This is a genomic window from Curtobacterium sp. Curtsp22 (genome assembly GCF_059492135.1).
The window spans coordinates 3,023,916-3,046,696 of sequence record NZ_CP168519.1 but is presented as its reverse complement, the minus strand read 5'-3'; the positions used below and the strand labels follow the sequence as shown (position 1 = coordinate 3,046,696).

23 protein-coding genes and 2 pseudogenes are annotated in these 22,781 nt (G+C 72.4%); 16 read left to right on the top strand and 9 right to left on the bottom strand.

Annotated elements, in window-relative coordinates; all coding sequences use genetic code 11:
- The first annotated feature begins 19 nt into the window (after positions 1 to 19).
- The 7 genes from rutA (at position 20) to ACEN8D_RS14745 (ending at position 7,379) form a co-directional block, all read left to right on the top strand.
- Entirely contained in the window at positions 20 to 1,132 is a 1,113-nt protein-coding gene (rutA, locus tag ACEN8D_RS14775; protein WP_070418017.1) for a pyrimidine utilization protein A, read from the top strand.
- Positions 1,129 to 2,037, top strand: a complete 909-nt coding sequence (locus tag ACEN8D_RS14770; protein WP_413398325.1) for a carbon-nitrogen hydrolase family protein — start codon at positions 1,129 to 1,131, stop codon at positions 2,035 to 2,037. The genes rutA and ACEN8D_RS14770 overlap by 4 nt, the downstream gene beginning before the upstream one ends.
- A complete protein-coding gene (locus tag ACEN8D_RS14765; RefSeq protein WP_413398326.1) occupies positions 2,034 to 3,695 on the top strand; it encodes an amidase in 1,662 nt (553 codons plus the stop codon). Before ACEN8D_RS14770 ends, ACEN8D_RS14765 begins: the two co-directional genes overlap by 4 nt.
- Positions 3,696 to 3,738: 43 nt before the next feature.
- On the top strand, positions 3,739 to 5,196 hold the full coding sequence (locus ACEN8D_RS14760) for an MFS transporter (RefSeq protein WP_413398327.1): 1,458 nt from the start codon (positions 3,739 to 3,741) through the stop codon (positions 5,194 to 5,196).
- Positions 5,197 to 5,308: 112 nt separating this feature from the next.
- Positions 5,309 to 5,932: an isochorismatase family protein gene (locus tag ACEN8D_RS14755; RefSeq protein WP_071295724.1), complete on the top strand. Its 624-nt coding sequence runs from the start codon at positions 5,309 to 5,311 to the stop codon at positions 5,930 to 5,932.
- Positions 5,929 to 6,549 (top strand): TetR/AcrR family transcriptional regulator, encoded by a 621-nt coding sequence (locus ACEN8D_RS14750; protein ID WP_070418012.1) that lies wholly within the window; start codon positions 5,929 to 5,931, stop codon positions 6,547 to 6,549. Before ACEN8D_RS14755 ends, ACEN8D_RS14750 begins: the two co-directional genes overlap by 4 nt.
- Positions 6,546 to 7,379, top strand: coding sequence for a GntR family transcriptional regulator (locus ACEN8D_RS14745; RefSeq protein ID WP_413398328.1), 834 nt, complete (start codon positions 6,546 to 6,548; stop codon positions 7,377 to 7,379). The genes ACEN8D_RS14750 and ACEN8D_RS14745 overlap by 4 nt, the downstream gene beginning before the upstream one ends.
- Positions 7,380 to 7,391: 12 nt before the next feature.
- Here ACEN8D_RS14745 and ACEN8D_RS14740 read toward each other — a convergent pair whose 3' ends face one another.
- On the bottom strand, positions 7,392 to 8,465 hold the full coding sequence (locus tag ACEN8D_RS14740) for a YeiH family protein (protein WP_495601048.1): 1,074 nt from the start codon (positions 8,463 to 8,465) through the stop codon (positions 7,392 to 7,394).
- Between the two features lie 56 nt (positions 8,466 to 8,521).
- Complete coding sequence (locus ACEN8D_RS14735) at positions 8,522 to 9,115, bottom strand: LppP/LprE family lipoprotein (protein WP_070418010.1); 594 nt, start codon at positions 9,113 to 9,115, stop codon at positions 8,522 to 8,524.
- A gap of 134 nt (positions 9,116 to 9,249) precedes the next feature.
- On the opposite strand from ACEN8D_RS14735, the gene ACEN8D_RS14730 reads away from it, so the two are divergent.
- Complete coding sequence (locus tag ACEN8D_RS14730) at positions 9,250 to 9,600, top strand: hypothetical protein (RefSeq protein WP_309776810.1); 351 nt, start codon at positions 9,250 to 9,252, stop codon at positions 9,598 to 9,600.
- Positions 9,601 to 9,673: 73 nt separating this feature from the next.
- Here the strand turns inward: ACEN8D_RS14730 and ACEN8D_RS14725 are convergent, their stop codons facing one another.
- Entirely contained in the window at positions 9,674 to 11,389 is a 1,716-nt protein-coding gene (locus ACEN8D_RS14725) for an APC family permease (protein ID WP_413399781.1), read from the bottom strand.
- Positions 11,390 to 11,536: 147 nt separating this feature from the next.
- Here ACEN8D_RS14725 and ACEN8D_RS14720 point away from each other — a divergent pair, with 147 nt between their 5' ends.
- The 3 genes and pseudogenes from ACEN8D_RS14720 to ACEN8D_RS14710 all read left to right on the top strand — a co-directional run.
- Entirely contained in the window at positions 11,537 to 12,874 is a 1,338-nt protein-coding gene (locus ACEN8D_RS14720; protein WP_413399782.1) for a flavin monoamine oxidase family protein, read from the top strand.
- A gap of 57 nt (positions 12,875 to 12,931) precedes the next feature.
- Positions 12,932 to 13,027 (top strand): annotated as a pseudogene (locus ACEN8D_RS14715) (DivIVA domain-containing protein); the annotation flags it as partial.
- Positions 13,028 to 13,072: 45 nt separating this feature from the next.
- Positions 13,073 to 13,186, top strand: a pseudogene (locus ACEN8D_RS14710) (DivIVA domain-containing protein); the annotation flags it as partial.
- Between the two features lie 27 nt (positions 13,187 to 13,213).
- Here the strand turns inward: ACEN8D_RS14710 and ACEN8D_RS14705 are convergent.
- Positions 13,214 to 14,080 carry a LysR family transcriptional regulator gene (locus ACEN8D_RS14705; RefSeq protein ID WP_070418005.1) on the bottom strand — a complete coding sequence of 289 codons (867 nt, stop codon included), beginning with the start codon at positions 14,078 to 14,080 and terminating at the stop codon, positions 13,214 to 13,216.
- A 95-nt stretch (positions 14,081 to 14,175) separates the two neighbouring features.
- Here ACEN8D_RS14705 and ACEN8D_RS14700 point away from each other — a divergent pair, with 95 nt between their 5' ends.
- On the top strand, positions 14,176 to 14,901 hold the full coding sequence (locus ACEN8D_RS14700; protein WP_413398973.1) for an SDR family NAD(P)-dependent oxidoreductase: 726 nt from the start codon (positions 14,176 to 14,178) through the stop codon (positions 14,899 to 14,901).
- A gap of 80 nt (positions 14,902 to 14,981) precedes the next feature.
- Here the strand turns inward: ACEN8D_RS14700 and ACEN8D_RS14695 are convergent, their stop codons facing one another.
- From ACEN8D_RS14695 to ACEN8D_RS14685, 3 genes are all read right to left on the bottom strand, one after another.
- Positions 14,982 to 16,139, bottom strand: coding sequence for a Gfo/Idh/MocA family protein (locus tag ACEN8D_RS14695; RefSeq protein WP_413398972.1), 1,158 nt, complete (start codon positions 16,137 to 16,139; stop codon positions 14,982 to 14,984).
- Positions 16,136 to 16,957 (bottom strand): sugar phosphate isomerase/epimerase family protein, encoded by an 822-nt coding sequence (locus tag ACEN8D_RS14690; protein WP_413398971.1) that lies wholly within the window; start codon positions 16,955 to 16,957, stop codon positions 16,136 to 16,138. Before ACEN8D_RS14690 ends, ACEN8D_RS14695 begins: the two co-directional genes overlap by 4 nt.
- A 107-nt stretch (positions 16,958 to 17,064) precedes the next feature.
- Positions 17,065 to 18,429 carry an MFS transporter gene (locus tag ACEN8D_RS14685; protein ID WP_309776822.1) on the bottom strand — a complete coding sequence of 455 codons (1,365 nt, stop codon included), beginning with the start codon at positions 18,427 to 18,429 and terminating at the stop codon, positions 17,065 to 17,067.
- A 159-nt stretch (positions 18,430 to 18,588) separates the two neighbouring features.
- Here ACEN8D_RS14685 and ACEN8D_RS14680 point away from each other — a divergent pair, with 159 nt between their 5' ends.
- Positions 18,589 to 19,173, top strand: a complete 585-nt coding sequence (locus ACEN8D_RS14680) for a TetR/AcrR family transcriptional regulator (RefSeq protein ID WP_309776824.1) — start codon at positions 18,589 to 18,591, stop codon at positions 19,171 to 19,173.
- Between the two features lie 41 nt (positions 19,174 to 19,214).
- Here ACEN8D_RS14680 and ACEN8D_RS14675 read toward each other — a convergent pair whose 3' ends face one another.
- A complete protein-coding gene (locus tag ACEN8D_RS14675) occupies positions 19,215 to 19,601 on the bottom strand; it encodes a hypothetical protein (RefSeq protein ID WP_309888995.1) in 387 nt (128 codons plus the stop codon).
- 2 nt (positions 19,602 to 19,603) lie between these two features.
- On the bottom strand, positions 19,604 to 19,771 hold the full coding sequence (locus ACEN8D_RS14670) for a hypothetical protein (protein ID WP_175473708.1): 168 nt from the start codon (positions 19,769 to 19,771) through the stop codon (positions 19,604 to 19,606).
- 209 nt (positions 19,772 to 19,980) lie between these two features.
- On the opposite strand from ACEN8D_RS14670, the gene ACEN8D_RS14665 reads away from it, so the two are divergent.
- From ACEN8D_RS14665 to ACEN8D_RS14655, 3 genes are all read left to right on the top strand, one after another.
- The gene (locus ACEN8D_RS14665) at positions 19,981 to 20,610 is read left to right on the top strand and encodes an NUDIX hydrolase (protein ID WP_413461364.1); all 630 of its coding nucleotides are present in this window, start codon (positions 19,981 to 19,983) and stop codon (positions 20,608 to 20,610) included.
- Between the two features lie 26 nt (positions 20,611 to 20,636).
- A complete protein-coding gene (locus ACEN8D_RS14660; RefSeq protein ID WP_413461363.1) occupies positions 20,637 to 22,265 on the top strand; it encodes a phospholipase D-like domain-containing protein in 1,629 nt (542 codons plus the stop codon).
- 80 nt (positions 22,266 to 22,345) lie between these two features.
- Positions 22,346 to 22,780, top strand: a complete 435-nt coding sequence (locus tag ACEN8D_RS14655) for a hypothetical protein (protein WP_413399926.1) — start codon at positions 22,346 to 22,348, stop codon at positions 22,778 to 22,780.
- The last annotated feature ends 1 nt before the right edge of the window (position 22,781 follow it).

Sequence of the window (22,781 nt, the reverse complement as noted above, 5' to 3'; positions counted from 1 at the left end):
CACAGAAAGCGAGTCCCCCATGGACATCGGAGTCTTCATCCCGATCGGCAGCAACGGCTGGCTCATCTCCACCACCTCGCCGCAGTACAAGCCCTCGTTCGACCTCAACCTCGAGATCGTGCAGAAGGCCGAGTCGTACGGCTTCGACTTCGCCCTGTCGATGATCAAGCTGCGCGGCTTCGGCGGCCCGAGCGGGTTCTGGGACGAGAACCTCGAGTCCTTCACCCTGATGGCCGGCCTCGCTGCCCGGACGGAGCGCATCCGCCTGTTCGCCACCACGGCCGTCCTCACGATCCCGCCGGCGATCGCCGCACGCATGGCCGCCACGGTCGACTCGATCTCGCACGGGCGCTTCGGGCTGAACCTCGTCGCCGGGTGGCAGAAGGCGGAGTACGACCAGATGGGGCTCTGGCCGGGCGACGAGGTGCACTTCAAGCGTCGGTACGCCTACCAGACCGAGTACATGCAGGTCATGAAGGAGCTGTGGGAGGACGGCGTCAGCAACTTCCAGGGCGAGTACTTCCAGATGGACGACTGCCGGATGCTGCCGAAGCCGACGTCGCACATCCCGATCGTCTCGGCCGGGCAGTCCTCGCAGGGCATGGCGTTCGCGGCGGAGTACTCGGACTACAACTTCTCGATGGGCGTCGGCGTGAACACCCCGACCGCGTACGCCGAGCAGAACGAGGCGCTCCTCGCCGCGCGGGAGAAGACCGGGCGCGACGTCGGGTCCTACGTGCTGTTCATGGTCATCGCCGACGAGACCGACGAGGCCGCGCAGGAGAAGTGGCAGCGCTACAGCGACGGCGTTGACGTCGAGGCCATCGCCTGGATGACCGGGCAGGCGCTCACCGACACGAACGGCGAGGACGGCAACACGGCGAAGCGGATCTCGCTGCCGGAGGGTGCCGTGAACATGAACATGGGCACGCTCGTCGGCTCCTACGAGCACGTCGCGGCGATGCTCGACGAGGCCGCCGACGTCGCGGGCACCAAGGGCATCATGCTCGTGTTCGACGACTTCCTGCAGGGCATGGACGACTTCGGCACCCGCATCCAGCCGCTCATGCGCACCCGCGAGGGCGTCGTGTCGTCGGCGCCCGCCGTCACCCCGAGCGCGGTCACCGCATGACGGCCGGCAGCACGGCGCCGACCCTCGAGGTCGCGGTCGTCCAGGCCGGGCAGATCCCCGCCGACGGCGACGCCGCGCTCGACGGCCTCATCGCGCTGTTCGAGCAGGCCGCCGAGGGCGCCGACCTCGTCGTCTTCCCCGAGCTCACCACGACGCCCTACTTCTGCGGCGTCCGGAACGACAGCCGCAAGGCCTGGGCGCAGCCCGTGCCCGGTCCGGCGACGGCCCGGTTCGCCGAGGCCGCGCGGCGACTCGGCACGGCGGTCGTCTTCGGCCTCTACGAGGACGCCGGCGACGCGCAGTACAACAGCGCGGTGCTCATCGACGCCGACGGCACCCTCGTCCACGGCACCGACGTGCACGGCGACCGCGTGCCGGCGTACCGGAAGACGTCGATCCCGACGAACGCGATCTCCGACGTCGACGAGAAGCACTACTTCGCGCCGGGGTCGGGGCCGGTCGTGTTCGACGCGCTCGGCACCCGGTTCGGCATGCTCATCTGCTACGACCGGAGCTTCCCCGAGTACTGGCTCGCATCGCGTGCGGCCGGCGCCGAGGTGATGCTCGTGCTCGTCTCCTCGATGGGGTTCCGCGAGACGCTCTTCACGCAGGAGCTGCAGGTCCGCGCCCTCGAGACGCAGACCTGGGTCGTCGCCCCGAACCGCGGCGGCGAGGAGACCGTGGACGGCAAGACCGTGAGCTACTTCGGCCGCTCGTCGGTCGTGTCGCCCCGCGGCGAACTCGTGGTCTCCGCCCCGGCGCACGAGGCCGGACCGATCGTCCGGGCGACGCTCGACGTCGCCGAGGTGGCCGCGGTGCGGGAGGACTTCCCGCTCGGGCGCGACCGGCAGCCCGGGGTGTTCCGGTACCTCGCGGACGCCCACGCTGCGGCGGTGCCGGCGTGACGGACGTGTTCGCGGTCGTGCGCGGGACGATCGCGCCGCAGCTCGACCAGGCGCTGCGGGACAGCCGGGCGAACCCGCTGCCGGCCGCCCCGTCGTCGCTCCCCGCGGAGCCTGGGCACAGCCAGGCGCTGTTCACCCGGCTCCTCGCGGTGGCGATCGACGCGGCACCGACCCCGGCAGCACCGGTCGCCCCCGCTCCGGCGTCCACGGTGTCCGCGGTGTCCACGGCCGCGACGGCGTCCGACCCCGCGGCGGCGAGCGTCACCGAGCTGCTCGCGGCCTACCGCGACGGCTCCACCACCCCCACCGCCGTCGTCGGAGCCCTCGCCCCGCACTGGACGAGCGACGACGTGTGGTCCGACGCCGTCCTCCGCCTGGTCGACGGCGCCGAGCAGGCAGCGGCCGAGTCGACCCGGCGCTGGGCCGCGGGCGAGGCCCGTGCGCTCGAGGGCGTGCCGTTCGCGGTGAAGGACATCATCGACGTCGCGGGGACCGTCGTCACGAGCGGCTCGCTGCAGACCGGTGACCGCGTGGCCCCCGCCGACGCCACCGTGGTCGCCCGGCTCCGTGCGGCCGGGGCGATCCCGGTGTTCACGGCCGCGACGACCGAGTTCGCCTGCGGCGGCCCGCACAACGCCCGGTACGGCGCCGTGCGGAACCCGTGGGACCCCGAGCGCTGGACGGGCGGGTCGTCGACGGGCTCCGGTTCCGCCCTCGCCGCACGCATCGTCCCGCTCGCGCTCGGGTCGGACACCGGCGGATCGATCCGGGTGCCGTCGGCGCTGTGCGGGACGACCGGCATCAAGCCGACGTACGGCCTCGTCCCGCGCACGGGCGTCGCGAGCCTGTCGTGGACGCTCGACCACGTCGGACCGATGGCCCGCACCGCCGAGGACCTCGCGCTCGTGCTCGCCGTGATCGCCGGTGGCGACGGGCAGGACCCCACGACGCACACCGCGGTCCCGCTCGTCGAGGCGGCACCGGGACGGATCGCGGGGATGCGCATCGGCGTGCCCCGGGCCTGGTTCACCGAGCGGGTGGACCGTGCGGTGCTCGACGCGCACGCGGCCGCGGTCGACCGGTTCGCGGCACTCGGGGCCCGGATCGTGCCGATCGAGTTCGACGACCTCGAGGCGATCGACGCCGAGTGCTGGACCGTCTTCTACGGCGAACTCGCGGCCAACCAGGAGGCCAACGCCGCCACCGCCGACCTGTTCGACGCCGGCACCCGTGCGCGGTTCGACGTCGCGTTCACGCCGACGGCCGCGGACTACCTCCGGTCCCTCCGACGCCGTCCGCTCGTGCAGGCCGCGATGGTCGCACGGATGGACGAGGCCCGGGTCGACATCGTCCTCACGCCGGGGATCGGTGCCACGGCGCCCCGACTCGACGACCTCACCATGACGGTCGACGGCGTGCCGTACAACCTGCACGACGTGATCCCCCGGAACACCCGGGTCTTCGACTACGTCGGCTTCCCGGCGCTCATGATGCCAGCCGGAACCGCGCCGGACGGTCTGCCGGTCGGCGTGCAGCTCGTCGCACGCCCGTGGGACGACCGACTCGTCCTGTCCGCCGCCGCCGCGTTCCAGGAGGTCACCGACCACCACCACCGGGTGCCGCCGGCATCCGCCACGAGAGGGTCGACCGATCAGTAACCGCACCACGGACGAGGACGGCGCCCGCCGACGCGCGTGGCAGGTGCTCTGCGCGTCGAGTCTGAGCGTCGTCCTCGTCTTCATCTCCTCGAGCGCCCTGCTCGTCGCGCTCCCCGACGTCAGCCGTGACCTCGACGCCTCCGCCCTGCAGTCCAGCTGGGTCCTGCTCAGCTACATGCTCACCACGACGACGCTCATCCTCGTCTTCGGGCGGATCGCGGACCTCGTCGGGCGTCGCCGTCTGTACATCGCCGGCATCCTCGTCTTCCTCCTCGCCTCACTCGCGTGCGGTGCAGCACCGGACGCCGCCGTCCTGCTCGCCGCCCGACTCGTGCAGGGCGTCGGTGCCGCGGCCATCGTCACGAACACCACGGCGCTCCTCACCGACGTGTTCCCGGAGTCGATCCTGTCGCTCGGCCTCGGGCTGAACGCCACCGTCGCCGCCGTCGGACAGGTCATCGGTCCGGTCGTCGGCGGCCTCGTCGCGGAGTCGTTCGGCTGGCGGTGGATCTTCCTCGCCGGGGTCCCGATCTCGCTCGCGGGGCTCGTCTGGTCGCTGCGACTCATCCCCCGCACCGCCCGGCCACGCTCCGGCGAACGCCTCGACGTCCCGGGCTCGGTGCTCTCCGTGGCCGCGGTCGGGCTGCTGGTCGGCGCCGTGTCGGTCGGCGGTTCCGCGGGCTGGGCCGCCGTCCCGGTCGTCGCGATGGCCTCCGGCGCGGTGCTGCTCGGAGCGGTGTTCGTGTGGACCCAGCGCCGGGTCCCGCACCCGCTCGTCGACCCGGCGATCTTCCGCGACCGGGCGACCATCACGCTCTTCTCGGCCGCCGGCCTCTGCGCGCTGTCGAGCTACGCCCTCGTGCTCCTGGCGTCGCTGTCGTTCCAGGCCGTCTCGGGCAAGGACGCCGTCGAGGCCGCGCTCTGGGTGCTCCCCACCCCGATCGGCACGACCGTGGCCGCGGCGAGCGCCGGGGTCCTCGCCCGCCGGGTGCCCGCGCGCACGCTCTCCACCATCGGCATGCTGCTCATCGCGGTCGGGGCAGCGGTGCTCGCGGGGTCGCTCGCCGACGACGGCGCCTACGCCGTGACGGCCGTCGGACTCGGTGCCGTCGGCGTCGGCGTCGGCGTGTTCATGACGCCGAGCACCTCGGCCCTGATGACCCGCGTCCCGGAGCACCGCCGGGGCATCGCGAACGCCATCCGGTCGGCGCTGCAGAACGCGGGCTTCCTGTTCTCCACGGCGCTCGGTCTGGCGATCGCCACGAGCGGGCTCTCCGCCGCGCAGCAGGCCGCGGCGTACGACGGCAGCCTGCTCGGCCTGCCGGCGACCGACGTCCAGGCCTTCGTCGACGGCGTGCGCACCGCCGCGCTCACGTTCGCCGGGTGTGCGGTCGTCGGCGCGCTCATCGTCGCGTTCGGTCCGTTCGGCCCCCCGGACCGCCAGGCACCGCTCCGACCGGACACGTCCGGCCCGGTGCCCGAGCCGGGGACGAGCGCATGACCGCCACGACCGGCACCGACCGCGCGCACGGGCCGACCGCCGGCCGACGTGCCGGGGTCGAGCCGCGCCTCCAGGCCCCCACCAGCCAGCCCCACGACGGAAGCAGGACCGCATGACCGACGACCACGACGACTACGTCTCGGCCGGCTACACCGGTGCGCTCGAACCGGGCCGACGGGCGGCGCTCGTCGTCGTCGACCCGGTGAACGCCTACGTCGACCCGGCGTGCGGGCTGTACGCCGGCGTCGAGGAACCCGTCGAGCGGATGCGCGAGCTCACGGCCGCGGCCCGGGCGGCCGGCGTGCACGTCGCCGTCACGACCATGGCGCTGTCGGCCGACGGCTCCAACGCGGGGGTGTTCTTCCGGAAGGTGCCGGCCCTCGCGGCGTACCTGCCCGGCACGTCCACCGGCGCGTTCATCGAGGGGCTCGCGCCGGTCGACGGGGACACCCTCGTGCCGAAGCAGTACCCGAGCGCGTTCTTCGGGACCTCGCTGGCCGCCGACCTCGTCGCACGAGGGGTCGACACGCTCTTCATCGCCGGACTCTCGACGAGCGGGTGCATCCGGGCCACCGCGACGGACGCGATGCAGCACGGCTTCGTGCCGATCGTCGTGCGCGAGGCCGTCGGCGACCGGCTGCCGAGCGTGCACGAGGCGAACCTGTTCGACATCCAGGCGAAGATCGGCGAGGTGTGGGGCATCGACCGGGTACTCGCGCTCTGGAGCGCCGCGTGAGCACCGAGGCCCCGGTCCGCGGACGGCCCCGCAACGCCGCGGTCGACGAGGCCGTGTACACGGCGTGCATCGCGATCCTCGCCGAGGGCGACCCCCGCGCGTTCACGATCCGGGCGGTCGCCGACGCCGCCGGGGTGGGCGCGGCGACGATCTACCGGCGCTGGTCCAGTCGCGACGTGCTCCTCACCGAGACCGTCATCCGCCTGATGGAGGAGTCGATCCCGACGATCCTCGACGCCCCGATCGACGAGGGCGTCCTCGGGCTCACCCGCGGCTGGGTGCACGCGCTCGTCGCGACCCCGGTCGGCCGGGCGCTGCCGCTCATCGTGGAGCTCGCCTCGCACGAGCCCCGGGTGGCCGAGGCGGTCGCCGCGTGGCACCTCGACCGACGGGTCCGGGTGAACGCGATGCTCCAGCGGGCGATGGACGCCGGCGACCTGCGGCCCGACGTCGACCTCGGGATCGCCGTCGACCTGCTCGGCGGTCCGACCTTCTACCGCCGGGTGTTCGTGTCCATCGACATCCAGGCACCCGACTACCCGGTGCGCCTCGCCCGGGAGTTCCTCCGGTGGGCCGGGTGGACCGGCGACACCACGACCGTGGGGGTGGTCTCGTGACCGACGTCGCACCGGACGACCGACTGGACGGCACCGCGGGGCGTCGTCCGGTCCCACCGTGGACGGACATGGCCATCGGCGATGTCACGCCCGGGCACTGGATCGGCTTCAACCGTCGCTCGGACGCCGCCCGGCAGGTGTCCGACCTCATCCGCGCGGACATCGTCGCCGGTCGGTTCACCGGACCGCTGCCGTACGAGTGGGAGCTCCTCGACCTGTACGGCACGACGCGGAACGTCCTGCGGGCGGCGCTGACGCTCCTCAAGGAACAGCGGCTGCTCACCCGGGCACCGCGGTCGGGCACGTTCGGCGTGCGTCCGGTGGCCTCGGTGAGCCTCGCCCGGACCACCGAGGAGGTCACGATCTACGGCGAGAACACCGGCGGCAGCGTGTTCGACTCCCCGCGGCTGAGCATCGTGCACCTGTGCGTCCAGCTCGTGCCGGCGCCCGAGACCGTCCGGCGGAACCTCGAGATGGAGGGCAGCGCCGCGTACTTCGTCGAGAGCCTCATCTCGTTCGACGGGGAGCCGAGCCGGGTGCGGACGAGCTGGGTGCCGCAGGAGCGGTTCCCGGACCTCGTGTCGGAGCCGCTCACCGAGTACGTGCCGGACGTGCTCGTGCGGCGGGTCGGGCAGCGGCCGGTCGCTCGTCGACTGCTGCTCAGCACGGTGAACGCCGACCAGTGGAGCGCGGACCTGCTCGACATCGATCCGGGGCAGGCGATCTTCCACATCGAGCGGCTGATGTGCCTGGCCGACGGGACCCCGGTGGAGTACGGGTTCTCGCGGTACCGGGGCGACCGGGCGGTGATCGACTCGCGCATCGTGTGAGCCCCGACGCCGTCAGAGGAGCCCGAACACCGCCTGCGCGCCGAGGCTCGTCCCCGCCACGAGCACCCACAGGGCGATCCCGAGCAGCATCGGCCGGAACCCGGCTCGCCGGAGCGCGCCGAAGTCCGTCGAGACCCCGATCGCGGCGAGCGCCACCGTGATGAGGAACGTCGCGGCGGTGGAGAACCCCGGGGCCGCTGCGGCCGGCAGGACCCCGAGGGTGCGGAGGAGCACGACCACGAGGAACCCGATCAGGAACCACGGGACCAACCGGAACACGCGGAACCCGCGGACGCCCCCGGCGCGGCCCGTGTCCACGCCGGACGCGACCTGCTCGCGGGAAGTGCGCCGCGCCTCCAGGCCGGCCAGCCCCACGACGATCGGGATGATCATGAGCGTCCGGACCAGCTTCACGACCACCGCCGTGTCGGTCGCCTGGCGACCGTAGACGGTTGCCGTGGCGACCACCGACGAGGTGTCGTTCACCGCGGTGCCGGCGAAGACGCCGAACGCGTGCTGCGAGAGCCCCAGCGCGTGACCGACCAGGGGGAAGACGAAGACGGCGGCGATGTTGCACAGGAAGATCGTCGACATCGCGTAGGCGACGTCCGCACTGACCGCGCCGATCACGGGCGTGACGGCCGCGATCGCCGAGGCGCCGCAGATCCCCGTCCCGACGCCGATGAGCGTGCGGAGGGCACTCGAGACCCGGAGCAGCCGACCGATCCCCCACGCTGCGACGAGGCACACGACGAGGGTCGTCAGCATCACGGGCAGCGTCTCGCCGCCGATGCGGAGCACCTCGGCGATCGAGAGCTGGGTGCCGAGCAGCACGACGGCGAACTGCAGTATCCGGCTCGAGGCGAACTTCACGCCGGGCTGCAGCAGGCCGAGATCGCCGCCCGAGCCCGCGCCGGTGCCGTCGCGCTGTCGTCGTCGGCGGACGAGCCACCCGACCAGGGCGCCGAGCACGACCGCGGGGACCGGGCCGCCGACGACCGGGAGCTCGCGGCCGACGACGGTGGCGGCGAGCCCGATGACGAGGGCGAGCGCGACGCCCGGCCAGGCGGTGCGGAGGAACGGCATGGCGTCCAGCATGACAGGACACCCGGCGGACGGCAGCCGGCGTGCGGCGTCGCGGCTCAGCCGGCCGGCGGCACCTGCCCCGTCATCACCACGCGCCCGGCAGCGTCGTCCCACCGGAACGTCGCGTCCGCCCGACCGCTCGCGTCCGCCGTCGACTCGTCCGGCTTCGCGTAGCGGTAGGCCACCGCGATCGTCGACGGGTCGGTCCGGCTGATGTCCGGGACGAAGCCGTACTGCTCCTTCGTGGCCGTGCCGAGGTACCGGCCGTCGTGGAAGAGCAGGATCGCGACGGGCGAGCTGCCGGTCGCGAGGTCCAGGCTCACCGTGACCCAGGACAGCGGGGCGCACGCCTCGTACCCGGACGTGTCGGCCCGTGCGGCGTCCCACTTCGCGTCCTCGAGCCCGGCCGGCAAGGGCAGGTCGGCGATCGGCTGGGCGGCGGCCTCGGCACCGCTCGACGGGCCGCACGTCGGCGTGGGGGTCGGAGTCGACGTCGGGGTCGGGCTCTCGGCGACCGCAGTCGGCGTGGCGGTCACGGTGCGGGTGGCGGTGGCGGTGGGGCCGGCGGTCGTCCCGCCGCTGCACCCGGTCAGGGCAACGGCCAGGACGGCGGCGAACAGGATCCCCCCGGTGGTGTTCACGGTGCGCATCCGGACAGGTTCCTCCTCGCCCTGCACAGAGTTCTCGGCGTATTCTTGGTTTCGGAAGCAACGACGATTCCGGCCATGCCTCGTCGTGTCGCGTTCCCCGACCTCGACGGGCCCCGACCCGACCAAGAGCCCTCGTGTCTGAACACCTCATCGAGTACGTCGCCCGTGACCGCACGGGCATCACTGCCGTCGTGACGACCACCAGCGTCATCGACGTCGACACGGTGATCAAGCACATCCACGCCGGGCACGCCGGGTACTACGTCGCGGCCGACTCGTGGAAGCGCACGCCGGTGCGGAGCCTGTCGTTCCTCGGGGGCGCGTACCTGTTCGCGAACTGGGACGGCTCGAAGCGGAACATGCTGCACGATCTCGCGCTCCGCGCTCCGACCCGGTCCATCGAGACGAAGCCGGTGGCGCGGCGTCCGCGGTTCTCGCGGATGCTCGACGCGATCCTCGGCCGACGGCGGTCCCACCGGCACTGACCGCACCGACTGACGGACGGGAGGCACGGTGCGGGCCCGCCCCGCGCCTCCCGTCCGCCGCCGGTGCGCGAGATCAGTCGTCGTCGCGGCGACGCGACCGCGTCCGCCGGAACCGCTTGCCGGTCTCCTCGTCGACGGCGATGCTGCCCGTCGGCAGGTTCGAGAAGTCGGGCGCGATGACGGTCGGCTCCGGGACGCCACCCGGGCCGTCGAGGACGAGGATGTTGCTCGTGCTCGTGAGCGTCCGCCCCCGGAAGAAGTCCGGGGACCGCAGCCACCAGACGACCATCAGCACGACACCGATGAGGATCGCGCCGACACCCACCACGGCGACCGCTCCGATGCCGAGGATCGTGACGTCCTTGCCGTCGTCGCCCTGCAGCCAGTCGGGTTGGGCGAACTGCACGAGTCCGTAGACGAACGTCACCGCGAGCGTCAGGCCGCCGAGCAACGGGACGAGCCCCCGCATGACGAAGTTCCGTGCGGTGCGCAAGAGCGTCCGTCGGTAGACCCAGACGCACGCGAAGCCGGTCAGCCCGTAGTAGAACGCGATCATCAGGCCGACGGAACCGATCAGGGCGGTGAGCAGGTTCGTCGAGATGACGGTGAACAGCACGTAGAAGCCGATCGACGCGATGCCCATCCCGATGGTCGACCAGGTCGGCGTGAGGAAGCGCCGGTGGATCCGGGCGAAGTGCGACGGCAGGGCCTTGTAGACCGCCATCGAGAGCGATGTCCGTGCGGTCGGCATGATCGTGGTCTGCGTCGAGGCGGACGCCGAGGTGAGGATCGAGAACGACAGCAGGGCCATCGCCGCGTGCCCGAGGAACGAGTTGCCGAAGAGCGCCGGGCCGATCGCCGAGAACACGTCGTCTGCGTTGCCCTGCGCCCCGAGGCCGATGCCCTTCGTCCCGACGCCGGCGAACGCGATCGCCGCGATCGACACGAGGGCGTAGATGACGAGGAGCAGGACCGTGCTGATGACGGCTGCGCGGCCGGGGGTCTTCTCGGGGTCCTTCGTCTCCTCGTTGAGCGAGACGGCGGTGTCCCAGCCCCAGTAGATGAAGATCGCCGTGAGCATGGCGGGGGCGATGACCGAGCCGAAGTCCATGCCGCTCGGCCACAGCCACGACAGCGACGGCGTGATCGAGCCCTCGACGCCGTTGCCGGTGCCGACCCGCACGAGCGCGACGACCGCGAACATCACGAGCACGAGCACCTCGATGCCGAGCAGGACGTACTGCAGCCGGGCCGACACCTCGACGCCGACGTAGCAGATGAAGGTCATCACGGCGATCCAGGCCACCCCGGCGACGGTCGACCAGAGCGTGCTGTTCCCGAGGGCGCTGATCGCCGGGTCGTTCGTCAGGACGCCGACGAAGGAGTACCCGTACGAGCCGGCGATCTGGGCGAGGTTCGCCATCACGATGACGTCCGCGGCGATGATCCCCCACCCGCCGAGCCACCCCGTCACGGCACCGAAGGCCCGGGTCGCCCAGGTGAACGTCGTGCCGCAGTCGGGGTCCTCGCGGTTGAGCTCCTGGTAGGCCACGGCGATCATCCACATCGGGATGAAGGCGAGCAGCATGATCGCCGGGGCCTTCACCCCGGCGAGGAGCGCTCCCCCACTCGCCACGACCAGCCCGAGGCTCGCGGCCAGGCTGTAGGCGGGCGCGGTGGACGAGATGCCCATCACGACGCTGCCGACCAGGCCGATGGCCCCCGGTCGCAGTCCCTTCTCCGTGCCGACGGTCTCGGTCGACACCGTCACGACCCGTTCGTCTCGCATGACCACCACGCTCTCTCGATGGCGAGCGACGGAAACCGTCGCCGTCGCTCCACGACTCTGTGGATACGAGCACTGAAACTAGACCTCAGCAACGATTTCCGCACCTGGCTGTGTCAATCTTGATCCAGTCCCGAGAGGAGCACCAGCATGGAGGACACCGACGTCGTCGTGATCGGTGCGGGCGTGGCGGGGCTCGCGGCCGCACAGGTGCTCGCCGGGGCCGGGCGCCGGGTCGTCGTGCTCGAGGCCCGGGACCGGATCGGCGGTCGGGTCCACACCGACCGGACCGACGGGCACGTGACGGACCTCGGCGCCTCGTGGATCCACGGCGTCGAGGACAACGCCGTGGCCGACGCCGTCGCCGCGTTCGACATCCGCACGGTCGAGTTCACCGTCGGCGGGTACCAGGTCGACAGCCGGCCGATCGCGTACCACGGGCCCGACGGTCGTCGGCTCGACGCCGGTGCAGCCGCCCGGTTCGCCGACGACGTGCGCACGGTCGACCGCGCCCTGGCCGACGAGGTCGATCGATCGGCGCCGCTCGACAGCTACCGCGACGTGGTCGCCCGGGCCGTCGCGGCGCAGGGCTGGGACGCCGAGCGGGCGGAACGGGTCAGCGAGCACCTCGAGCACCGGAGCGAGGAGCAGTACGGGGTCGCGAGCGACGAGCTCGCCGCGCACGGGCTCGACGACGACACGATCGCGGGTGACGAGGTGGTGTTCCCGGACGGCTACGACGCCCTGCCCGCACACCTCGCCGCGGGGCTCGACGTCCGGCTCGGGCACGTCATCGAGCGCATCGACCACGGGGACGGCGGGGTGGTGGTCACGAGCGGCCGCGGCCCGTTCCACGCCGAGGCCGTCGTCGTCACGGTGCCCGTCGGGGTGCTGCACGCCGGCGACCTCGTGATCGAGCCGCCGCTGCCCGCACGGCACCGGCAGGCACTCGGACGGCTGCGGATGAACGCCTTCGAGAAGGTCGTCCTGCGGTTCCCGGAGCGGTTCTGGGACGCCGACGTCTACGCGGTCCGGCAGCTCGGTCCGGCCGGACGGTGGTGGCACTCCTGGTACGACCTGACGCGGCTCGACGGGGTGCCGACGCTGCTCACCTTCGCGGCCGGTCCGGCAGCGCGGGCGATCCGGGGCTGGAGCGAGGAGCGGGTCGCGGACTCGGTGCTCGAGCAGCTCCGGCGACTGTACGGCGACGCCGTGGGGACGCCGACCTCGGTGCTCGTGACGGCGTGGCAGGACGACCCGTTCGCCCGGGGCTCGTACGCGCACATGCTGCCGGGGTCGACGACGAGCGACCACGACGACCTCGCGGTGCCGATCGCGGGGCGCGTGCACCTGGCGGGTGAGGCGACGTGGACCGACGACCCGGCGACGGTGGCCGGCGCGCTGTACTCGGGGCACCGTGCGGCGGTCGCGGTGCTCGGCCACGACGTCCCGATCGACCGGGTCTGGACGGGCACACCCGCCGGGTGACCTGTGCGAGGATCGTCGAGCACGCCGGCACGAGGGGTCCGGCACGAGGGGGAGAGCATGCTCGCGAGCGATGTGGCGAACGCGAAGTTCGCACCGACGAAGTGGCGCGAAGGGTACGACCAGCGCGAGGTCGACGACTTCCTCGACCGGGTCCGGGCGACCCTGGCCGGGTACGAGGCCGGCCGTCCGGTCGACCCGCTGACGCCCGAGGACGTCACCCTGGCGCGCTTCCAACCGACCAAGTTCCGCGAGGGCTACCGCCAGGACGAGGTCGACGACTTCCTCGACCGCGTGGTGGTCGCGCTGCGGCAGCACGCCACCCGCCGCTGACCGGCACCGTCAGGCGCTGACCGCGCCCGCGGCCTCCCCGATCCGCAGCCCGGTCGCCACGAGCCGCGCGACCGCTGGCGTCTCCCGCCCGACCGGCCACCCGAGCACCGTCGTCGCGAGGGGCGCGTCGAGCACCGGCACCGCGACGTGCTCGGGCCACTGCCAGGCCCGGCTCGAGCGTGGGATCACGAGCAGCGTCCGACCGAGCGCGACGAGCTGCGCCAGCTGCGACTGCGAGTGCACCTCCGGCCCCGGTCCCGGCGGGTAGGTCCAGTCGGCGAGCGGCCACCGCGCCATCGGCAGGTCGGGGACCGACGACACCTCGGCCATCGTGAGGGACCGGCGGTCGGCGAGCGGGTGGGACGCGGGGACGATCGCGACCTGCGGCTCGGAGTACAGGTCGACCGACTCGATCCCGGCGAAGTCGTCGAACGGCCGGTGCATGACCGCCACGTCCGCCGTGCCGTCGAGGAGGAGTCCCGCCTGCTCACCGATCTCGCACAGCACCACGTCGACCGGCACGTCCTCGGGGGCCGCGTCGAGCAGGGCCTGCAGGAACTCGTGCGACGACCCGGCCTTCGTCGCGAGGACGAGCCGCTGCTCCGGTGCCCCCGCGCGTCGGGTCCGCCGGACGGCCGCGCGCACGGCGTCGAGGGCGGCCGGGGCTTCGCGGAGGAGCGCCGACCCCGCGTCGGTGAGGGTCACGCCGCGACGGTCGCGGTCGAAGAGCCGGACCCCGATCCGCTCCTCGAGCTGCCGGATCGCCCGCGACAACGGCGGCTGCGCCATCCCGAGCCGGAGCGCCGCGCGGCCGAAGTGCAGTTCCTCGGCGACGGCGACGAAGTACCGGAGCTCGCGCGTCTCGACATCGTCCACGACTTGCAGCCTACGCCGACCGATACCCGGCGAGTATCACCACCCACCCGATCGGTGTTGGACGCGGGAACCACCCCGGACCGACGATCGAGCACATGGAGAACGACAAGACGACCGCGCTGGTGACCGGCGCGAACAAGGGCATCGGGTACGCGATCGCCGAGCAGCTGGGTGCGACGGGGATGCGCGTGCTCGTCGGGGCACGGAGCGACACCGGTCGCGAGGAAGCGGTGGAACGACTGCGGGCGAGCGGGGTCGACGCCCACGGGGTCCGGCTCGACGTGACGAGCGACGAGAGCGTGGCGGACGCTGCGGCGGAGGTCGAGGAGCGCTTCGCCCGACTCGACGTCCTCGTGAACAACGCCGGGATCTCGGGCCCGTTCGACCCGGTGACGTGGACGCAGGACCCGACGACGCTCGACCTCGACGTCGTCCGGCAGGTCGTCGACGTCAACGTCTACGGCGTCGTCCGCGTGACGAACGCGATGCTGCCGCTGCTGCGCCGCTCCCCCGCGCCGCGCATCGTGAACGCGTCGAGCAGCATGGGCTCCCTCGGCCGCCAGCCGGGTCCGGTGATGGCCGCGTACGCCCCGTCGAAGACGTTCCTCAACGGGATCACGACCCAGTACGCGAGGGCGTTCGCGGACACCCCGGTCATCGTCAACGCTGCATGCCCGGGGCTCGTCGCGACGGACTTCAACGGCTTCAGCGGCGACCGCACGGCCGCGCAGGGCGCGGCGACCGCGGTGCGGCTCGCGACGCTGCCGGACGACGGCCCGCGCGGTGGCTTCTTCGAGGACGCGGGCGTCGTCCCCTGGTGACCACGGACACGACGGGAGGCCCTGCGCACGTTCCGCACGCGGCGGACGTGAGCAGGGCCTCCTGTCTGGTGCCCCGGTCGTCAGACCGCAGCCGGCGCCGTCTCCAGCGTGGCATCGAACGGGTCGAAGTCCTCAGGCAGGGACGCGATCGCCCCGACGGTGGACTCGACCTCGACGAACGACCGCCGCTCGATGGACTCCTCCACCGAGACCATCGCGTCGAGCACGTGGTACCCGACGGCGCCGGTCGCGATGTGCGCACCGCCGCCGCGGATGGCCCGCGCCATGTCGAGCACGCCGAGGCCCCGGCCGACCGTCGGCTCCTCGTCGAGGAGCGTCTCCCACTCCTGTTCGAACGGCCACGAGGCACCGACGGGGATCGGTCGGGCGATCCGGATCGGGTGCCCGCCGCCGAAGGTGTTCGGGTCGGGCAGGACGATCGTGCCCTCGGTGCCGTTGACCTCGAAGACGCCGTGCCGGAACAGCGGGGTGTCGAACGACAGCAGCGACTGCGCGTTGCCACCCTGCTCGAACGACGACAGGACGGACACGTGGGTGGGCACCTCGACGGGGAACGACTGGCCCGCGTTCGGCCCGACGACGAGCTCCCGGGTCTCGCGGGACCGCGACCCGGTCGCGACGACGGAGTCGATCGGCCCGAGCAGGTGCACGAGCGCCGTGAAGTAGTACGGGCCGATGTCGAACAGCGGGCCGGCACCCTTGGCGTAGAGGAACGACGCGTTCGGGTGGAACACGTCCGGCCCCTGCCACTGCATGCTCGTGACCGCGGTGAGCGGCGTGCCGATCGCACCGGCCTCGATCGCCCGCTTGGCGGTCTGCCACCCCGGGCCGAGCACGGTGTCGGGCGCGATGCCGAGCTTGAGCCCGAGCTCGTCGGCGAGGGCGACCAGGCCCGCAGCGGACTCTCGGTCGACCCCGATCGGCTTCTCGCTCCACACGTGCTTGCCCGCGCGGAGGGCGTCCGTGGACACCGCCACGTGCGTGGCCGGGAGCGTGAGGTTGATGACGATCTCGACGTCGGGGTCGGCGAGGACCGACGCTCCGTCGCCGGAGGCCGCGACGCCCCACTTCTGCGCGGACGCCGCCGCCCGTTCCGTGTCGATGTCGCCGATCCGGACGACCTCGACGTCGGGGAAGGTCGTGAGGTTCGCCAGGTACTGCTCGCTGATCATGCCGGCGCCGATGAAGCCGATGCCGACCTTGCCCGTGCGGGTCATGCGGACACCGCCGATCCGCTCGGTGCGAGCTGCGCGGCGAGCCACTCGTACGACTGGGCGACCCCGTCGAAGACGTCCCCCGCGAACCCGTCGAACTCGATCACGGCGTACTCGAGGGCCGTCGCGGCGCGCAGCGCCTCGGCGAGCCGGACGTCGCCCTGGCCGGCCGGGGTCTGGTCGGTGGGGATCGTCGCGGTGGAGATGTCGTCGCGCAAGGGGCCGTCCTTGACGTGCACGGCGACGATGCGGTCACCGAGCTCCTCGATGAACGGCACGAGGTCGATGCCCGCGGCGGAGGCCCAGTACAGGTCGAGCTCGAGCACCACGCCCGGGTCGAGCAGCGAGGCGAGCACCTGCAGTGCGGGCCGGCCGTCGATCTGCGGTCGGAGCTCGTGGTCGTGGTTGTGGTAGCCGACACGGAGTCCGTGCTCGGCCGCCTCGGCAGCGGCGGCGTTGAGTCGGGCCGCGACGCGCTCGACGCCCTCACGGGTGGTCCAGTGGTCGGGGCCGACGAACGGGTCGATGACGATCTCGAGGCCGAGCTCCTTCGCCGCGGCGAAGGTGTCGGCGTGCGACGGAGCGGTCATCACGGTGCCGTCGGGCAGCGGGATGGTCTCCTCGACGAGGAAGGCGTGGCCGGTCTTCGCGGTGATCCCGTGGGCGTCGAACGCTTCCTTGAGCTGCGCTGCTCGGTCGACGAACGCGAACGCCTCGACAGTGTCGAAGCCGATGTCGGCGAGGCGGCGGACGCCGCCGTCGAGGTCGGGCTCCAGCGCGGCGTTCACCGTGTAGAGCTGCAGGGAGATGGCGGGTGCCATGACTGGTCCTTTCAGGGAGGCTTGCGGTGTGTGCGGTGACCGCCTGGAGGCGCGACTCGCCTTCGTGAGTCGGGTCGCGCCTCCAGGACCGTGCGCTGGTGCGCCGTCTACCGGACCGACTTGATGGGGAAGATCACGAGAGCGCCGAGGATCACCGCGACGCCGGCGCCCCAGAGCATGAGCGTGTAGTTCTGACCGCCCCCGACGCCGAGGAGGAAGAGGCCGACGGCCGGGGCGAGCGACTGCGGCAGCGCGTTCGCGATGTTGATCACGCCGAGGTCCTTGCCGGGGCGCTCCGGGTCGGGCAGCACGTCGACGATGAGGGCGGTGTCGATGGCGGAGTAGATGCCGAAGGCGAAGCCCATCACGATCTCGGCGAAGTAGAACCCGCCGACCGTGTCCACGTGCGCCAGGATCACCAGGCCGACGGCGGTGAGGGCCGTGGAGCTCCACACGAAGACCTTGCGGCGGCCGACGCGGTCGGACACCCACCCGGAGAGCGCGGCGCTGACCAGCAGGGCGACGGTGTAGAGGAGCACACCGAACGCGACGATGCCGACGGCCTCCTTCTGCGGGAGGCCGATCCGGTCCTCCATGTACAGCAGGCGGTAGGTCGTGAACATGAACGTACCGAAGGTGATGAGGAAGCGCCCCCACCAGGCGAGCCCGAAGTCGCGGTGCTTGATCGGGTTGGTCCAGAACGACGAGATGAGGTTGACCCAGCTGAACGGCTTGATCGGCGTCGTGGGCAGCTCGTCGCGGGCCACGAACGAGTAGACGAGGATCGCGATGATCGCGATGATGCCCGGGACGATGAAGAGCATCGGCAGGTTGCCGACCAGGTAGACGGCCAGGTACAGACCGGCGAGGATCGCGGTGTTCTGCGCGAGCGCGATGACGCTCGAGGCCTTGCCGCGCTGGAACTCCGGCACGTTGTCGGCGAAGCTCGCGGTCAGGGTGGCGAGGACCGCGTTGGCGGTGACCTGCGCGAGGACCCAGGCCAGGGTGAGCTGCAGGACGTTCGGCGAGAACGCGAGCCAGGCGAGCGCACCGACGAAGACGATGACGCCGCCGACCATCCACGGCCGACGACGACCCCAGCGGGTGCGGGTGCGGTCCGAGATCGCGCCGAAGAGCGGGTTCGCGAGCAGGGCACCGATCGCGCCGAACGGCAGGACCGAACCGACGATCGTCTCGGGGTTCGACGGGTTGAGCTCGGTCGCCTTGATCGACATGCTCACGAAGACCGGCGTGAGCAGGGCGACGAAGAGGCCGAACTGGGCGAAGCTGAGGCCCCAGAGGTAGCCGCGGCCGACCCGCATCGTGCTGACGGACTGCGTGATGCCCTCGACCGAGAACGCTCGGGACGCCGCTGCGTCCGTGGCGGTGGCGCCGGCGGCTGCGGTGACCGCGGGGGTCGCGGTTCCGGCGATGCCGCGTGTGGGTTCTTCCTTCGACGTCGGTGTCGACATGACTCCTCCTCGAGTCATAGGGGGCTTCGGGGCCCGCTGAATCCCTAGTGCTACTAGGTGATCGGGACAGTAGCACCCAAAACCTCCGACCGGAAGTTTTTGTTCCGGTACTTTGCGGGAGCGCTTCGGCGACTCATGGCTGCCGGTAGGTTGGTCCGAGTGACCTCCAACGATGGAACTGGCAGCCGCGGGCCGTACGCCAAGGGCGTGCAGCGTCGGCAGGAGATCCTCGACCAGACGCTCGAGGTCGTCGCCTCCCGCGGCATCGACGGGACCTCGCTCCGGGCCATCGGCGAGGCGATCGGCATCTCGCACGCCGCACTCCGGCACTACTTCTCGTCGCGCGAGGCCCTGCTCGTCGAGGTGCTGCGGGAGCGTGACGACGCGTCGAACCGGGCGTTGGGCGACACCGGCGGCGTGTTCCCCCGGCTCGAGTTCGTCGCCCACCGGAACGTGAGCGAGCCGGCCCTGGTGACGCTCTACACGACGCTGCTCGGTGCCTCGGTGGAGGTGGGGAACGAGACGGCGCGGTCGTACTTCGCGGCGCGGTTCACGACGGCGCGCAGCGAGCTCGCGGAGCAGCTGCGCGACGAGCTCGCCGCCACCGGTCGGCACAGCGATGCGGACCTCGACCAGGTCGCGTCGCTCATCATCGCGGCGTTCGACGGGTTGCAGGTGCAGTGGTTGCTCGACCGCGACGTGGACATCGCGGGGACGCTGCGGTTGTTGGAGCGGGTGCTCTAGCCTCCGAGCTCACCGTCCGGTGCGGCCTGCGCTTCGGGCCGTCAGTCGAGCCAGACCTCGGCGACACCGCTCCCCCGGCACTGCAGGGGTGCGCCGAAGCCGTAGTCCGTCCAGGCCAGTTCGACGCCGCGCTCGTCGAGCCGCGCACCGTCGGCGTCGAAGAGCGCCACGCGGCCGCGTTCGTCCTGCGTCTGCTCGACCGGGACCGTCCAGGTCGCGCCGTCGACCTCGGACGTCGCCGACTCCTGCTCGGGCGTGCAGTCGGCACCGACGCACACGGCGACCGACTCGACGGTGGTCGCGAGGTGGTCGGGCACGACGACGTTCACCGTGTTGCCCTGCCCGTAGTCGGCGCAGACGGACCCGGGCGACGAACACCCGGCGAGCGCCAGGGCCAGCCCGACCCCGATCGTGGCGGTGACGAGCATCCTCATTCCGTGCCGTCGTCTTCCTCCGGGTTGAAGTGCGAGTCGTCGCCCACGTGTCCGGCGGCGAGGCCGTCGGGCTCGTTGGGGATCGTGCCGTCCTCGCCGAGGCCGTCCGGCTTCGGGGTGCCCTCGGGGTCGTTCTTCGGTGCGGTGCCGTCGGTGTCGCTCATGGTCTGCTCCCGTGCAGTGTCGGTGCGGGACCGCCGTGGTCCCGGTGGTGCTGACTCGGAACGTACGGGTCGTGCCTCGGAGATCCCCCGGGGGCGCACCTTCCGGATGTTCCGCCTCGGAGCGCAGCACCTAGGCTGACGACGTGAACCCGGCGCGTCAGCAGCTCTCCGCGCTCGTCGGTCCCGGTGCCGCCCCGCTCGTCACGGGCATGCCGGTGGCCAGCGCCTCCCGCAACGCGGCCGTCCTCATCCTGTTCGGCGAACTCGACGACGTGCCGAGCGACCGCCCCGCCGTCGGAGCCGCCGGCACCGAGGTCTCGCGGGACCTCGACGTCCTGCTGCTCGCACGGGCCACCACGCTCCGCGCCCACCCCGGCGAGATCGCGTTCCCCGGCGGCCGGGTCGATCCCGGGGACACGGACGCGACCGCCGCGGCACTCCGGGAAGCCCGCGAGGAGACCGGCATCGACACCGCGGGCGTGGACGTCCTCGGCACGATCGCCCCGGTGCCGCTCGCGTTCTCGCGGCACCTCGTCACGCCGGTGATCGGGTGGTGGCGCGAGTCCTCGCCCGTCCGGGTCGTCGACGAGGCCGAGTCCGCCGCGGTGTTCCGGGCGCCGGTGGCCGACCTGCTCGACCCCGCCCACCGCGGCGTGACGGTGATCCGCCGCGGCGGTCAGGAGTGGCGCGGCCCGGCGTTCACGATCGACTCCGGCCCCGAGCAGCACGTCGTCTGGGGCTTCACCGCGATGCTCCTCGACGCCCTGTTCGACCGCCTCGGCTGGGCCGAGCCGTGGGACGACCGCCACGAGATCCCCCTGCCGGGCTCGCGCCCCTGAGCGGCGCCGTCCCGTACTGTTCGACTGTGCGTACCGGTCCAGCTGATTGGTTCCTCTCCCGCGACGAGCGAGGCAACCTGGCCACCGGCGTGCACGCGGGACGCCCCGACGACGACACGGACCAGAACCGACCCGACGCCGAGGGGGACACCGGCGCCGACGCGGCACCGTGGTCTGAGGGCAACCACGTCCGGCCGCTCGTGCACGGCGCCGCCTACTTCGACCGCATCCACGCGGAACTGACCGCCCTCCGCCCCGGTGACCGCGTCTGGTTCACCGACTGGCGCGGCGACGCCGACGAGCGGCTGCTGCCGGACGGCCCGACGATCGGGGACCTGCTGGCCGACCGTGCACGAGCGGGCATCGAGGTGCGCGGGCTCATCTGGCGGTCCCACGGCGAGCGCGTCTCGGCGTCGATCAGCGCCCGGTCGAACGAGCTGCTCGGCCGGAAGATCAACGACGCCGGCGGCCAGGTGCTGCTCGACCAGCGCGTCCGGGTGTTCGGCTCGCACCACCAGAAGTTCTTCGTCATCCAGCACCGCGAGGACCCATCCCGCGACGTCGCGTTCGTCGGCGGGATCGACCTCTGCCACAGCCGTCGCGACGACGCCGCGCACGAGGGCGACCCGCAGCCCGTCTCGATCGACGCCCGCTACGGCGAGCGCCCGGCCTGGCACGACGCGTCGATGGAGCTCCGCGGGCCGGTCGTCGCGGACGTGCTCGCCGTGTTCGCCGAGCGCTGGGACGACCCGCTCCCCCTCGACCGCAGCCTGCCGTACCGGATGCTGCTGCAACGCCTCGTCCACATGCCGCGGCACACCGAGCCCCTGCCCGAACGGACGGCGCCACCACCACCGGCCGGGCACCACGCCGTGCAGCTCCTCCGCACGTACGGCGTGAAGCACCCGCCGTTCCCGTTCGCGCCCCTGGGTGAGCGCAGCATCGCCCGCGCGTACGGCAAGGCCTTCGCCCGAGCGCGATCGCTGCTCTACATCGAGGACCAGTACCTCTGGTCCCGCGAGGTCGCGACCGGCATCGCCGAGGCCCTCGAACGCAACCGGGAGCTCCGTGTCGTCGTCCTCGTGCCGCGGTACCCGAACTCGGACGGGCCGCTCGGCGGTCCCCCGAGCCGGTTCGGCCAGATCGAGGCGCTCCGGACGCTCCGCCGCACCGCACCCGACCGTGTCGGCGCCTTCGACCTCGAGCACGAGGACGGCCGCCCGATCTACATCCACGCCAAGGTCTGCATCGTCGACGACGAGTGGTTCACGATCGGCTCGGACAACTTCAACCGCCGCTCGTGGACGTCCGACAGCGAACTCACGTGCGCCGTCGTGGACACCTCGGACGACGACCGGCCCCTCGCCCGTGACCTCCGCCACGAGCTCTGGGCGGAGCACCTCGCGACGACGCCCGACGACGAGCGGTTCACCGGGTCCGGCGCGGACCTGCTCGCCCTCTGGCGGTCCACGGCACGTGCGCTCGACCACTGGCACGAGGACGGGCAGCCCGGCCCGCGACCCCCTGGGCGCATCCGCCAGCACGAGCCGGAACCGGTCTCGGCACTGCAGCGTCTGTGGGCGCGTCCCGCCGCGCGCCTCGCCGTCGACCCCGACGGCCGGCCGCGCCGGTTGCGCGGCTCGACACGCTTCTGACGGGAGGCGCGGTGCGAGCCCGACCCGCGCCTCCCGTCCGCCGTCCACTCGCGTCCACCGCCCCCGCCTACGCTGGGCGCATGGGGGCACGAGAGGACTGGTGGGACGATCCCGGCGACGACCTGGTGCTGCACCCGCCGCGAGCCGAGCAGGCGCCGCCACCCCGCGGCCCCGGCTCGGTCGACCTCGTCGCCACCGTCCTGCTCCTCGGCGCGGCCGTCCTGGTGAGCCCGGCGGCGTGGTTCGTCGTCCTCATCGGGCAGCTCGCGTTCGCCGGGTGCGCGCAACCGTCGCCGGGGTGCAGCAGCGCTGACGACCCCGGTGCGGCCGTGCGCAACTGGCACCTCGTCCTCACGCTCGTCGTCCTCGTCGCGGGGATCGTCGGTTCGATCGCGCGCCGTGCCCGACGCCGGACGGGGTGGCCCGTCGCGCTGTCGACACTGGTCGGCGTGCTGGTGGTCTTCGCCGGAGCCCTCGTCGCGATCCAGGTCGCCAGCGGCGGCAACCTGTTCTAGC